The sequence below is a fragment of the Streptomyces sp. NPDC048411 genome (assembly GCF_040704695.1).
Classification (GTDB): domain Bacteria; phylum Actinomycetota; class Actinomycetes; order Streptomycetales; family Streptomycetaceae; genus Streptomyces.
The window spans coordinates 73,353-86,688 of the sequence record NZ_JBEZKL010000018.1 but is presented as its reverse complement, the minus strand read 5'-3'; the positions used below and the strand labels follow the sequence as shown (position 1 = coordinate 86,688).

At 72.1% G+C, this 13,336-nt stretch carries 10 protein-coding genes; 2 read left to right on the top strand and 8 right to left on the bottom strand.

What is annotated here, in order from left to right:
• Positions 1–105: 105 nt before the first annotated feature.
• The 6 genes from AB0915_RS09910 to hrcA all read right to left on the bottom strand — a co-directional run bounded on the left by AB0915_RS09910 (position 106) and on the right by hrcA (position 8,189).
• Positions 106–3,357 (bottom strand): PDZ domain-containing protein, encoded by a 3,252-nt coding sequence (locus tag AB0915_RS09910; protein WP_366690587.1) that lies wholly within the window; start codon positions 3,355–3,357, stop codon positions 106–108.
• Between the two features lie 81 nt (positions 3,358–3,438).
• Entirely contained in the window at positions 3,439–3,981 is a 543-nt protein-coding gene (locus AB0915_RS09905) for a hypothetical protein (RefSeq protein ID WP_366690586.1), read from the bottom strand.
• 94 nt (positions 3,982–4,075) lie between these two features.
• Positions 4,076–4,822 (bottom strand): 16S rRNA (uracil(1498)-N(3))-methyltransferase, encoded by a 747-nt coding sequence (locus tag AB0915_RS09900; RefSeq protein WP_366690585.1) that lies wholly within the window; start codon positions 4,820–4,822, stop codon positions 4,076–4,078.
• Positions 4,819–5,892, bottom strand: a complete 1,074-nt coding sequence (locus AB0915_RS09895) for a nitronate monooxygenase (RefSeq protein WP_366690584.1) — start codon at positions 5,890–5,892, stop codon at positions 4,819–4,821. The genes AB0915_RS09900 and AB0915_RS09895 overlap by 4 nt, the downstream gene beginning before the upstream one ends.
• Positions 5,893–6,035: 143 nt before the next feature.
• The gene (dnaJ, locus tag AB0915_RS09890) at positions 6,036–7,172 is read right to left on the bottom strand and encodes a molecular chaperone DnaJ (RefSeq protein WP_366690583.1); all 1,137 of its coding nucleotides are present in this window, start codon (positions 7,170–7,172) and stop codon (positions 6,036–6,038) included.
• Positions 7,173–8,189, bottom strand: coding sequence for a heat-inducible transcriptional repressor HrcA (gene hrcA / locus AB0915_RS09885; RefSeq protein WP_266985805.1), 1,017 nt, complete (start codon positions 8,187–8,189; stop codon positions 7,173–7,175). It lies immediately after the preceding gene.
• Positions 8,190–8,370: 181 nt separating this feature from the next.
• Between hrcA and AB0915_RS09880 the strand changes: the two genes are divergently transcribed.
• Positions 8,371–9,093: an MBL fold metallo-hydrolase gene (locus AB0915_RS09880; protein WP_366690582.1), complete on the top strand. Its 723-nt coding sequence runs from the start codon at positions 8,371–8,373 to the stop codon at positions 9,091–9,093.
• A gap of 24 nt (positions 9,094–9,117) precedes the next feature.
• Positions 9,118–9,936, top strand: a complete 819-nt coding sequence (locus tag AB0915_RS09875) for a DUF3097 domain-containing protein (protein ID WP_366690581.1) — start codon at positions 9,118–9,120, stop codon at positions 9,934–9,936.
• A gap of 176 nt (positions 9,937–10,112) precedes the next feature.
• Here AB0915_RS09875 and hemW read toward each other — a convergent pair whose 3' ends face one another.
• Positions 10,113–11,345, bottom strand: a complete 1,233-nt coding sequence (hemW, locus tag AB0915_RS09870) for a radical SAM family heme chaperone HemW (RefSeq protein WP_366690580.1) — start codon at positions 11,343–11,345, stop codon at positions 10,113–10,115.
• A gap of 42 nt (positions 11,346–11,387) precedes the next feature.
• Positions 11,388–13,313: an ATP-binding SpoIIE family protein phosphatase gene (locus tag AB0915_RS09865; protein WP_366690579.1), complete on the bottom strand. Its 1,926-nt coding sequence runs from the start codon at positions 13,311–13,313 to the stop codon at positions 11,388–11,390.
• Positions 13,314–13,336 lie beyond the last annotated feature (23 nt).

Here is a 13,336-nt window from a genome sequence, read left to right as displayed (position 1 = left end):
AAGGCGGAGGGTCGCCCCGATACTGGGCGTATCGGGGCGAGCCCGACAACGCAGCGAGCGTGCGTGCCAGACGCCGCCAGGCAGGCGGGACGTTCGAAACACGCGCTAGCCCGGCAGACCCGGTGCCGACTTCGCCGGGTTCTGTGCGAGCCCCTCCAGCGCGATCCGGATCGCGGCGTCCAGCTGCGGATCCCGCCCCGCCGCATGGTCCTGCGGCGCCATCACGACCTCCACATCCGGGTCCACCCCGTGGTTCTCCACACCCCAGCCGTACCCCTCAAGCCAGAACGCGTACTTGGGCTGCGTGACCAGCGTGCCGTCGACCAGCCGGTACCGGCTGTCGATGCCGATCACGCCGCCCCACGTCCGCGTACCGACCACCGGCCCGATTCCGAGCGCCTTGATCGCCGCGTTCACGATGTCGCCGTCCGAACCAGAGAACTCGTTCGCCACGGCCACCACCGGACCGCGCGGCGCGTCCAAGGGGTAGCTGTACGGCTGCATGCCGCGTGGCAGGTCCCAGCCGACGATGCGGCGGGCCAGCTTCTCCACGATCAGCTGCGACGTGTGACCGCCCCGGTTCTCCCGTACGTCCACCACCAGCCCCTCACGGGCCACTTCGACCCGCAGGTCCCGGTGGAGCTGCGCCCAGCCGGAGCCGACCATGTCGGGGACGTGGAGGTAGCCGAGGCGTCCGCCGGACTGCTCGTGCACGTACGCCCGCCGGTCCGCCACCCACGCGTGGTACCGCAGCGCCTCCTCGTCCGCGGTCGGTACGACGACGACATGACGCAGGTTGCCGCCGTCCGCCGGCGAGACGGTCAGCTCGACCGGCTTGCCCGCCGATCCGGTGAGCAGCGGCCCGGGCCCGGTCAGGGGGTCGACCGCCTGACCGTCGACGGCGAGGATCGCGTCCCCGGCGCGGACCGCGACGCCGGGCGCGGCGAGCGGTGAGCGGGCTGCCGGGTCGGACGTCTCGGACGGCAGGATCCGGTCGATACGCCAATGGCCTTCGTCCGTGCGGGAGATGTCGGCCCCGAGCAGCCCCTGCCGACTTGTGTCGTCGTTCCGGCCGCCCGGCGGCGTCACATACGCGTGCGAGGTGCCGAGCTCTCCCTGCACCTCCCAGAGAAGGTCGACGAGGTCGTCATGGGTGGCGACGCGCGCCAGCACCGGCCGGTAGCGGTCGAGGACGCCGCCCCAGTCGACGCCGTCCATGTCGGGCCGCCAGAAGTTGTCGCGCATGATGCGGCCGGCCTCGTCGTACATCTGACGCCATTCGGCGGCCGGTTCGACCGTCCGGCGGATCCGGGAGAGGTCGACGGTGACGCTGTTGTCGCTGCCGCCGTCGTGGTCGTCGTCGGAGCCCGCCGGGACACGGCTGTCGGCGGGTACGACGCGCAGCTTGCCCCGGGTGTGCAGGACCAGCCGCTTGCCGTCGCCGCTGACGGCGAACCGGCTGACGTCGGAGGCGAGTTCGTCGCTGTGCAGCTTCTCCAGGTCGTACCGCTCCAGGACGGTCTCCGGTCCCCGGGAGTCCGGCGTCGCCGCTGCCGTACCGAGCACGCCCGTCACCGGGTGCCGCAGCCACAGCAGTCCGTCCTTCGCCGCGCGCAGCGAGGAGTAGCGGGCGGCCTCGACGGGCAGCGGCACGATCCGGTCGGCGAGCCCGTCGAGATCGATCCGGGTGACGGGCAGCGCGGTGGGGTTGTCCTGGTCGCCGTCGCCGGAGCTCTTCTCCTTCTCGGTCGGGCGGCCGTGGCGCTGCGGCCCGAACGGGGAGGGCGTGGTGGCGGCGAGCGTCAGCAGGTGCGGGCGGCAGGCGCCGACGAAGGCCAGGTCGAAGACATGCGCGTCGTAGATCGGGTCGAAGGCCCGCTCGGAGAGGAAGGCGAGGTGCTTGCCGTCGACGGTGAACGCGGGGGCGTAGTCCCGGAAGCGGAGCGGCGTGGCCTCGGCGACCGACAGATCGGCGAGGTGCGCGAGCTTGAGCTGGCGCAGCGGCTCGGGCCCGGGGTGGGACCAGGCGAGCCATGCCGAGTCCGGCGAGAAGACGAGTCCGGAGACGTCGCCGTGTTCGCTGCGGTCGACCTCGTGGACCTCGCCGCTCTCCCGCTCGACGATCAGGATCCGGCCGTCGTGCGAGGCGACGGCGAACCGGCTGCCGTCGGCGGCCACCGCCAGGTCGAGCACCCTGCCGAGCCGGCCGGCGGCCAGCCGGCGCGGTGCGGTGCCCGGAGCGGTTCCGGTGGCGGGTGCGCACTCCAGGGCGTCGTCGCCCTCCGCGTCGGTGACCCAGACGACGTGCTGATCGCCGTCGGCCTGGAAGGTACGGGGCAGTCTGGCCCGTACCCCGGGTTCGACGGCCAGTGCGCGGGCCGGGCCCTCGCGGTGGGTGACCCAGTGGACGGCGCCGCGCGTCCCGACGGCACTGCCGCGGCCGGTACGGTCCGGGGACGCCGAGTCGAGGTGGCTCCCGGCGTGCACGGAGTGCGGCTGGAGGTCGGCGCGCTGGCCGCCGAGGCGGATGTCGAGACGCCGGGGACCGGCGCCTTCCAGGTCGTCGAGCAGCCACAGCTCACCGGCCGAGGCGTAGCTGACGCGGGTGCCGTCGGTCGTCGCGTGGCGGGCGTAGAAGCCCTCGGCCTCGGTGTGCCGGCGCAGGTCGGAGCCGTCGGGGAGCGAGGAGTAGAGCGCGCCGACGCCTTCGTGGTCGGAGAGGAAGGCGAGACGGTCGCCTACCCACATCGGGCATTCGATGTTGCCGTCGAGGCCCTCGTGGATCCGTACGAAGTCCGCGACGCCGTCCGGCCCCTGGCCTTCCCCGGGTGCTTGCGCGAGCCACAACTTGCCCGCCGTGCCGCCCCGGTAACGCTTCCAGGTGGCGGCCTCGCGCCCCATGGTGGCGGAGAGCAGCAGGACCCGGCCGCCGGGTCCGTACGCGAGGGAGCCGACCGGTCCGTACGGCAGGGTCCGCGCGGGTCCGCCGTCGACCGGGACGGCCCGGGCCCAGCTTCGGCGCAGCGACACCTGCCCCTGGGTGCTGGTGACCAGGACGTCGCCCTCGGGGGTCCAGCCGCGCACGGTGGTCCGCGCGTCGCCCCAGTAGGTCAGCCGCTTCGAAGGGCCTCCGTCGACGGGGGCGAGGTGCACCTCGGGGGCGCCGTCCCGGGTGGATGTCCAGGCGACGTGGGTGCCGTCGGGCGATATGTGTGGCTGGCGGACGGGCCGGTTGTCGGCGCTGACCCGCCAGGCCCGGCCGCCGTCGAGCGGCGCCAGCCAGACATCGTCCTCGGCGGTGAAGGCGATCAATTCGCCCTGGACATGGGGGTACCGGAGATAGGCAGGCTGTGTCACATCGATCACCCTAGGCTGCGGTCGTGCTCCGGGGAACGGGGTTGGCCGGAGTCCGCCCCTCTGCCCGCGTGTCGAACCCACTCACTTGCCCTGCGGATATCCGGTCACCGTGACGGTCACCGTGACGGTCGGCCGGGCACGGCCACCACCACCGCCTTTTCCACCGCCCGTCGGCGGTGTCACGCCGCCGGTCGAGGGGGCGGCGTGACAGTTGCCGAGTACATCGGCCCGCAGGACGGTCCTGCCGCCGACCTTCCCGGTCAAGTCCCCCCGTACACAAAGCCCGCTGACCTCCTTCGTGACCTTGCCGACGAGGGTGATGTCCTTTCCGCCGACGGTCCGGCCGCGGCAGTCGACGTGCGCCACCTGCCGCACGGACGCGGAGCGCGAGGGCGAGGACGGCGTCTTACCGCCGCCCTCGACCTCGGCCGTGCAGTTCAGCCACTGCACATCGACCCCTTTGCGCTCCAGCGCCGCGGTGCCGGTCCGGTCGGTGGTCAGGGCGACGGACGCGGTGTTCAGCCCGTCGATCGGCTCGCAGGCGACGGCCCCCGCAGCCGCCGCACCGACGAGGCACAGTACGGCCGGAATGCGATGGGTCCGGCCGCGACCCCATGGACTCAATGCCCTCAATGTCCCCATACGTGGCAGGGTCCCACCACTTCCCCGCGGTGCGGTAGACCTCTTGCAGCCACACCGGACGTGTTGTATACGGCGGTTACGCCCAACGGCCGGTGCGCCCCAGCAGCAGTGCCGTCGCCGCGGTGCCCGCCGTCGAGGTGCGCAGGACGCTCCGGCCGAGCCGGCAGGTCCGGGCACCCGCCTCGGCGAAGGCCGCTAGTTCCTCGGGCGCCACACCGCCCTCGGGGCCCACGACCAGGACGATCTCGCCCCCTGCGGGCAGTCCGACGGTGGCCAGCGGCTCGCTGTCGTACCCCCGGTCCTCGTGCAGGACGGCCGCGAAGTCGGCTGTGGCCAGAAGTGCGGCAACCTGTTTGGTCGTCAGTGCGTCCGTCACCTCCGGGAATCGCACCCGGCGCGATTGCTTGCCCGCCTCGCGAGCCGTGTTGCGCCACTTCGCGAGGGCCTTGAGACCGCGGTCGCCCTTCCACTGGGTGATGCAGCGCGAAGCCTGCCACGGCACGATCGCGTCGACGCCCGTCTCCGTCATCGTCTCGACGGCGACCTCGCCGCGGTCACCCTTGGGGAGCGCCTGGACCACGGTGATGCGGGGTGTGGGACGGGGCTCCTCGTGGACCGTGCAGAGGTCCGTCACCACCAGCCGGTCCTTGCCCTCGGCGGCCCGCACGACCCCTTCCGTCCACCGGCCGTGTCCGTCCGTCAGGACGACGTCCTCACCGGCCCGCAGCCGCTTGACCGAAACGGCGTGCCGCCCCTCAGGACCGTCCAGGACGAACTCGGGCCCGGCGGGGACCTGTTCGACGACGAAGACCGGTGCGGTCACTGCGTGCTCCTTGTGCTCGGTGCCGCGTGCGCGGCGTCCAGTTCTTCGGCGAGCAGCTCGACCAGCCGGCCGGCCGGCAACTCGCGTGCCATGCGGTGGCCCTGGCCCGCCCACAGGGCCATGCCCTGCGCATCCCCGGCCCTGGCCGCGGCCTTGCGCAGCCCGCTGGTGACATGGTGCACCTGCGGGTAGGCGGCGGGGGCGTACGGACCGTGCTCGCGCACGAAGCGGTTGACGAGGCCGCGGGCGGGGCGTCCGGAGAACGCCCGGGTCAGGGCCGTCCGTACGAACAGCGGGTTGGTCAGCGCCTGCTTGTGCAGCAGATGGGCGCCGGACTCGGGACAGACCAGGAATGCCGTGCCGAGCTGCGCCGCCTCCGCGCCCGCCGCGACGACCGCCGCGATCTGGGAGCCGCGCATGATGCCGCCGGACGCGATGAGCGGCAGCTGGACGGTCTCACGGACCTGGGCCACCAGGGAGAGCAGCCCGATGCCGGTGTCGTCGGTCTGCGGGTCGTCGCGGTGGGTGGACCGATGGCCGCCCGCCTCGACGCCCTGGACACAGATCGCGTCGGCGCCCGCCCACTGGGCGGCCTGGGCCTCCTCGGGCGAGGTGACCGTTACGACGGTGTACGTACCGACTCCGGCGAGCGCGTCGAGGGCGTCGCGGGTGGGGCAGCCGAACGTGAAGGAGACCACCGGAACGGGGTCCTCCAGGAGAATCGCGAGTTTGGCCTCGTAGCCATCGTCACCACTGGAGTCCGGGTCACCGAGCGGGGTCTCGTACCAGGCGGCCTCACCGGCGAGCTGGTGCCGGTACACCTCGACGGCGCTCGGGTCGGCGAGGTTCGGCTGCGGCATGAAGAGGTTGACGCCGAACGGCTGACCGGTCATTCCGCGCAGCTGTTTGATCTCGTTGTACATGCCGTCCGCTGTCTTGTACCCGGCGGCCAGGAAGCCGAGCCCACCGGCTTCGGCAACGGCCGACACGAGCTGCGGACAGGACACACCGCCCGCCATGGGGGCCTGCACGATCGGATACCGGCAGAGATCGGTCAACGCAGATGACATGACCGCATCGTGTCACGTTCGGTGCACCCTGCCGAATCAGCCACGGCATGGCCGGAGCGGTATACGCGGAACGCCGTAGCGCCCGCCGGTCCGGGGACGGGCGGGCGCTACGGCGCAAGGGAACAGCGGGGTACGGACGGTCCTCAGCGGCCGTTGAACGCATCCTTCAGGCGGGAGAAGAGTCCCTGTTGCCCTGGCTGGAACTGACCGGTGGGCCGCTCCTCGCCACGCAGCTTCGCGAGCTCCCGCAGCAGTCGCTCCTGCTCCGGGTCCAGCTTCGACGGGGTCGTCACCTCGACGTGCACGATCAGGTCGCCGCGCCCGCCGCCCCGCAGATGCGTGATGCCGCGGCCATGCAGCGGGACCGACTGGCCGGACTGGGTGCCCGGCCGGATGTCGACCTCCTCCAGGCCGTCGAGCGTCTCCAGCGGCACCTTCGTGCCGAGCGCGCCCGCCGTCATGGGGATGGTGACCGTGCAGTGCATGTCGTCGCCGCGGCGCTGGAACACCGGGTGCGGCAGCTCATGGATCTCGACGTACAGGTCGCCGGCCGGGCCGCCGCCGGGGCCGACCTCGCCCTCGCCCGCGAGCTGGATGCGGGTGCCGTTGTCGACACCGGCGGGGATCTTCACGGTGAGCGTGCGCCGCGAACGGATGCGGCCGTCACCGGCACACTCCGGGCACGGGGTCGGCACGACCGTACCGAAGCCCTGGCACTGCGGGCAGGGCCGTGAGGTCATGACCTGACCGAGGAACGACCGGGTGACCTGGGAGACCTCGCCGCGGCCGCGGCACATGTCACAGGTCTGGGCGGAGGTGCCGGGTGCGGCGCCCTCGCCACTGCAGGTCGTACAGACGACGGCCGTGTCGACCTGGATGTCCTTGGTGGTACCGAACGCCGCTTCGGCGAGATCGATCTCCAGCCGGATCATCGCGTCCTGGCCGCGCCGGGTGCGCGACCGCGGTCCGCGCTGCGACGCCGTGCCGAAGAACGCGTCCATGATGTCGGAGAAGTTGCCGAAGCCACCCTGTCCGAATCCGCCCGCGCCACCGCCGCCGGAGGCGGACAGCGGGTCGCCGCCGAGGTCGTAGACCTGCTTCTTCTGCGGGTCCGACAACACCTCGTAGGCGGCGTTGATCTCCTTGAACCGCTCCTGGGTCTTCGGATCGGGGTTGACGTCCGGATGCAGCTCGCGTGCGAGCCGCCGGAAGGCCTTCTTGATCTCGTCCTGAGAGGAGTCGCGGCGCACGCCGAGAACGGCGTAGTAGTCGGTGGCCACTTACGACTCCGCCAGGATCTGTCCGACGTAACGTGCCACTGCGCGTACCGCTCCCATCGTTCCGGGGTAGTCCATGCGGGTCGGTCCGACCACGCCGAGTTTGGCGACTGCCTCGTCGCCCGAACCGTAGCCGACCGCGACGACGGACGTGGAGTTGAGCCCCTCGTGGGCGTTCTCGTGCCCGATACGTACGGTCATGCCCGAGTCCTTGGCCTCGCCGAGCAGCTTCAGCAGCACGACCTGCTCCTCCAGCGCCTCCAGCACCGGCCGGATCATCAGAGGGAAGTCGTGCCCGAAGCGGGTGAGGTTGGAGGTGCCGCCGATCATCAGCCGCTCCTCCGTCTCCTCGACAAGGGTTTCGAGCAGGGTGGAGAGCACGGTGGACACGGTTCCCCGGTCCTCGCTCTCGAAGGATTCCGGCAGGTCCTGCACCAGTTGCGGGACGTCCGAGAACCGGCGCCCCACGACCCGGCTGTTGAGCCGGGCCCGCAGATCGGCAAGAGAGGTCTCACCGAACGGCGCGGGACAGTCGATCATGCGCTGTTCGACTCGGCCGGTGTCCGTGATCAGCACGAGCATCAGCCGGGCGGGCGCCAGCGACAGCAGTTCCACATGCCGAACCGTGGACCGGGTCAGTGAGGGGTACTGCACGACGGCGACCTGCCGGGTCAACTGCGCGAGCAGCCGTACGGTGCGGCCCACGACATCGTCGAGGTCGACCGCGCCGTCGAGGAAGTTCTGGATGGCCCTGCGCTCCGGCGACGACAGGGGCTTGACCCCCGCGAGCTTGTCGACGAAGAGCCGGTAGCCCTTGTCCGTCGGGATGCGACCCGCGCTGGTGTGGGGCTGGGCGATGAAACCCTCGTCCTCGAGCACAGCCATGTCGTTACGGACGGTGGCCGGGGAGACCCCCAGCTTGTGCCGCTCGGTGAGCGCCTTGGAGCCGACCGGCTCCTCGGTGCCGACATAGTCCTGGACGATGGCGCGCAGCACCTCGAGTCTGCGTTCGCTGAGCATGGCGCACACCTCCAGCTGTGTTTCCTCGGCGGTTCTGGTGGATCTCCGGTGATTCCTGGCACTCGATGCGTACGAGTGCCAGCGACCCCCGCCAGTGTACGGCGGTCGGGTGGGGCCCTAGCAAGGGCGACCGGCCACGCCACCCCGAGACTGCGCAGGTCGTTGCCGATAGCGTCTCCGCATGGACGCGTCTTGGGAAGAGTTCGGCTGGGAGCGACTGGGCAACGGTGTGGGCCGCCGGAGGCTCCCCGGGTGGGATGCCACGGTCGCACTGGTGGTCGGAGCGGAGGCAGCCCTGCTCTTCGACACGGGATCGACGCTGCGCGAAGGTGTGGAGATACGGACCCAGGTGCAGGCCATGACCGGCCGGAGGGTGACGCATATCGCACTCAGCCACCCTCATTTCGACCATGTGCTCGGCACCGCGGCATTCGCCGGGGCGGAGGTGTACGGCGCGATCGGTACGGCCGCTCTCCTCACCAACGGTGCGGACGAGCTGTACGCCGACGCGGTACGCCACGGGGTGTCCGAGGAGGACGCGGCGCAGGCGGCGGACGTCCTGGTGGCGCCGCATCACCAGGTGTGCGGCGAATGGACGCTCGACCTGGGCGGCGGCCGTCAGGTACTGCTGGCGAACGTGGGCCCTGCCCACAGCGGCCACGACCTCGTCGCCCTCGTGCCCGACTCCCCGGCCGTGGTCCTCTGCGGCGACCTGGTCGAGGAATCGGGCGAACCGCAGGCGGGCCCGGACGCGATCCCGTCGCGCTGGCCGGCCGCGCTGGACCGGCTGCTGGCACTGGGCGGCGAGGACGCGGTGTATGTGCCGGGGCACGGGGCCGTCGTGGACGCGGCGTTCGTACGGGCCCAACGTGACCGGCTGTCCGCCGCCTTCGGCGTGTCGTGACCGGTTTCCTCCTATCGTCGTCCGATGCGCAGCTACCACCCGGACCTGACCCCGCCCTGGAAGAAGTCCGCCCCCGTGCCCGAGGTCCCCGCCGAGCCCGATCTGGTCGTGGAGGAGGTCTCCACCGGCTTCTGCGGTGCGGTGATCCGCTGCGAGAAGACGGCGCAGGGCCCGACGGTGACTCTGGAGGACCGTTTCGGCAAGCACCGGGTGTTCCCGATGGAAGCGCGCGGCTTCCTCCTGGAGGGCCGCGTCATCACTCTCGTACGCCCCTCGGCGACCGGCCCGGCCCGTCCCGCCCGCACGGCCTCCGGTTCCGTGGCGGTCCCCGGGGCGCGGGCCCGGGTGGCGCGGGCGGGCCGGATCTACGTGGAGGGCCGGCACGACGCGGAGTTGGTCGAACGGGTCTGGGGTGACGACCTGCGCATCGAGGGTGTGGTGGTGGAGTACCTGGAAGGCATCGACGACCTCCCGTCCATCGTCCGCTCGTTCGCCCCCGGCCCGGATGCGCGACTGGGCGTCCTGGTCGACCACTTGGTCCCCGGCTCCAAGGAGTCGAGAATCGCGGCCGAGGTCACCGACGCGAACGTGCTGGTGGTGGGCCACCCGTACATCGACATCTGGGAGGCGGTGAAGCCGGCGTCGGTGGGCATCGGCTCCTGGCCGATGGTGCCCCGCGGCCTGGACTGGAAGACGGGCGTGTGCCGGTCACTGGGCTGGCCGGAGAACACGGGCGCGGCGTGGCAGCGCATCCTGTCGACGGTCCGCTCGTACAAGGATCTGGAGCCGGCACTGCTGGGCTCGGTTGAACACCTGATCGACTTCGTGACAGCTCCGGCGTAGCGCCCCTCCCGGCAAGCCTTGCCTGTCACGGCACAGGTTCGCCGTTCAGCCTGTCCAGCGACCGAGGTCCGGGGGCCCGGGGTTCCAGGGGCCCGAAGATGGAGCCTCCGGTTCCGGGAAAGGGGGCGGGCGGGGGTACAGGCCCGCCGCCGGCTCACCCAGTACCCCCGCGCCTGTCAGTCCACCAGGTCCCTGACCACCGCATCCGCGAGCAACCGCCCGCGCAGAGTCAGCACCGCCCGCCCCGCCGCATAAGGCGCCGCCTCCAGCAGCCCGTCCTCCACCGCGCGCCCCGCCGCTGCCAGTCCGGTGGGCGCCAGCAGCGACAGCGGACATCCGTCGACCAGCCGCAGCTCCAGCAGAATCCGCTCGACCCGCCGGTCCTCCGCCGACAGGATCTCCCGTCCCGCGCCCGGTGACCGTCCCTCCGCGAGCGCCTGCGCGTACGCGCCGGGATGCTTCACGTTCCACCAGCGCACCCCGCCCACATGGCTGTGCGCCCCCGGCCCGGCCCCCCACCAGTCGGCGCCCCGCCAGTACAGCTCGTTGTGCAGGCACCGCCCGTCCACCGTCCGGGCCCAGTTCGACACCTCGTACCAGGAGAAGCCCGCCGCGGCCATGGCCTCGTCGGCGATCAGATACCGGTCGGCGTGGACGTCGTCGTCCGTCATCGGAACCTCGCCGCGCCGGATCCGCCGCGCCAGCTGCGTGCCCTCCTCGACGATCAGCGCGTACGCGGACACATGGTCCGGCCCCGCTCCGATCGCCGCGTCCAGCGAGGCCCGCCAGTCGTCGTCGGACTCCCCGGGCGTGCCGTAGATCAGGTCGAGATTGACGTGCTCGAAGCCCGCCTCCCGGGCCTCGGCGACACACGCCTCGGGCCGCCCCGGCGTATGCGTACGGTCGAGGATCTTCAACACGTGCTGCCGGGCGCTCTGCATCCCGAACGAGATCCGGTTGAAGCCGCCTTCCCGCAGCTCCGCCAGATACGCCGGGTCGACCGACTCCGGATTGGCCTCGGTGGTGATCTCGGCGTCGTCGGCGAGCCCGAACTCGTCACGGATCGCCGCCAGCATCCGGACGAGATCCCCGGCGGGCAGCAGCGTGGGCGTACCGCCGCCGACGAACACCGTACGGACCGGTCGCGGGTCCTCGCCGAGCACCTTGCGGGCCTGGCGGACCTCGCCGATCAGATGGGCGGCGTAGTTGTCCCGGGAGGCCAGCGCACCGCCCGACCCCCGCAGCTCGGTCGCCGTGTACGTGTTGAAGTCGCAGTACCCGCAGCGCGTGGCGCAGTACGGCACATGCAGGTAGAAGCCGAGCTGCCGGTCGGCGGCGCCTTCCAGGGCATGGCGGGGCAGCGCCCCGTCGTCGGGCACGGGCTCACCATCGGGCAGTACGGAAGGCATACCGTCCATTGTCACTCGTCGCCGGTCTTTCCCTGCCCGCGCTCACCGGGCCTGCAGGACCACCAGCGCCAGATCGTCGTCCGGCGGGCGCTCGGCGAACTCGTGAACAGCGCGTTTGATCCGGTCCGCGATCCCCTCCGCGGTCAGCCCGGCGCACCCGGCCAGTGCCCGGGCGAGACCGTCCCCGTCATCGAACATCGCCGGCCCGGAGCGCCGCTCCGTGACCCCGTCCGTGACGCAGAGCAGGCTGTCCCCCGGCGCCAGGTCGAAGCTCTGGCTCTCGTACGCGACGTCCTCGACGACCCCGAGCAGCACCTGCGACTCGGCGGCGGCCCGCACGGTGCCGTCCGGCCGCAGCAGCAGCGGCAGCGGATGGCCCGCGCTGGCGAGCGTGCAGCGCACTCCGCCACCGGGCAGCGGCACCATCTCCCCGTACAGCAGGGAGAGGAACCGGGGCTGCCCGCCGTCCGGCAGCTGCGGACCGTCCTCCCGCAGATGCTGGCCGCCCTCCGCCAGGTGCTGCCCGCCCGCGGCCGCGACCATGAGCGCGGCGGCCTCGGCGGTCTCCATCGCGTCGTCGAGGAGCAGCCGGTTGAGCCGGTCCAGCACCTCGCCGACGCGGAACCCCTCCCGGGCCAGCAGCCGCAGCCAGGGCCGGGCGAGACCGGTGACGACTGCGGCCTCGGGGCCGCTGCCCTGCACATCGCCGAGGACGAAGCACCAGCGGTCGCCGGGGCACGGGAAAATGTCGTAGAAGTCACCTCCGACGACACCGTCGTCGGAGGGCTCGTACACCAGCGAGCTGGTGACACCGGGTATCTCCGCGACCTTGCTGGGCAGCAGACCGCGCTGCAGGACGCGGCTGATGGTGGCCTGCCGGGTGTACGCGCGAGCGGCACCGACGGCGAGGCCGACGCGGCGTACGAAATCCTCGACCAGAGCGGCCACTTCGTGCGGCACCCGGGCGGCGCCCTCCCGGCCGAGCAGAACGGCGCCGAGCGTGCGGTCCCCCGACGTCATCCGAAACCCCAGGGCTGTCCCCTCGCCCTCCCCCTCGCTCAGGGGCCACGGAACCGGAACCGGCCCGGTGCCGGCCTCGTCGGACAGCAGGAGCGGCTCCTCCTCCAGGACCGTGCGCAGCTGCTCCGTGCTGTCCTCGTCGGCGTGCCAGACCCGCACCAGCCGTGGCGCGGCCGAGGGCCCGCCGCCTTCGCCCTGCAGCCAGATCGCGCACCAGTCGCCGAGCCGGGGAACCAGCAGCTGCCCGGCGAGCGCCGCCACGATGTCCTCGTCGAGCTGCCCCGCGAGCAGATCCGATGCCTCGGCGAGGAACGAGAGCGCCCCGCGCCCGGCCCAGTCCGCGTCGTCGCGGACGGCGCGGCGGGCGCTGGGGGCGAGCAGCTCGGCGGCGTGCAGTTCGGGCTCGGCTGCCGGATCGGGCGCGTCGGTCCAGTCGTCGACGGGCAGTCGGGCCCAGACGGTCTTCAGGCCGGTGCGGTACGTGATGCCCCAGCGCTCGGCGAGCGTGGCCACGACCTGCAGTCCACGCCCGCACTCGGCCGGTCCGTCCCGGTCCGCGGCCGATAACGGGCCGGGGCGTTCGCTGCGCACGGAACGGGCGGGGTGATGATCGGCGACCTCCAGCACCAGGGCGGCGGCCTCGTCCCCGGCCGCCTCCTCCAGCCGGAAGAGCAGCTCGACGGTGGTCCCGGCGTGCACGACGGCATTGGTGACGAGCTCATCGACGACAACCACCGCGTCGTCCGCCAACCGGTCGCTGAACCCCACGGCCGTGGGCAGCCCCAGTCCGGTCCACTCGGCCAGCGCGGCCCGGACAAACCGGCGGGCGGCGGCCGGCGCGAGGAGATTCCCGGGCAGACTCGTCCGGGCGACCGGCTGCGCTTCCGCTTGGCCGACGTACGTACCGGGACGCTGAACGGTGTCCCGCTGCAAGGGAATGGGCCCCATGGCGCAGCTCCTGACGTGTTCTC

Coding starts and splice junctions, on each gene's coding strand:
- AB0915_RS09895 (WP_366690584.1), bottom strand. CDS start 5,892: ATGTCATCTGCGTTGACCGATCTCTGCCGGTATCCGATCGTGCAGGCC.
- hrcA (WP_266985805.1), bottom strand. CDS start 8,189: ATGCTCAGCGAACGCAGACTCGAGGTGCTGCGCGCCATCGTCCAGGAC.
- AB0915_RS09880 (WP_366690582.1), top strand. CDS start 8,371: ATGGACGCGTCTTGGGAAGAGTTCGGCTGGGAGCGACTGGGCAACGGT.
- AB0915_RS09875 (WP_366690581.1), top strand. CDS start 9,118: ATGCGCAGCTACCACCCGGACCTGACCCCGCCCTGGAAGAAGTCCGCC.
- hemW (WP_366690580.1), bottom strand. CDS start 11,345: ATGCCTTCCGTACTGCCCGATGGTGAGCCCGTGCCCGACGACGGGGCG.
- AB0915_RS09865 (WP_366690579.1), bottom strand. CDS start 13,313: ATGGGGCCCATTCCCTTGCAGCGGGACACCGTTCAGCGTCCCGGTACG.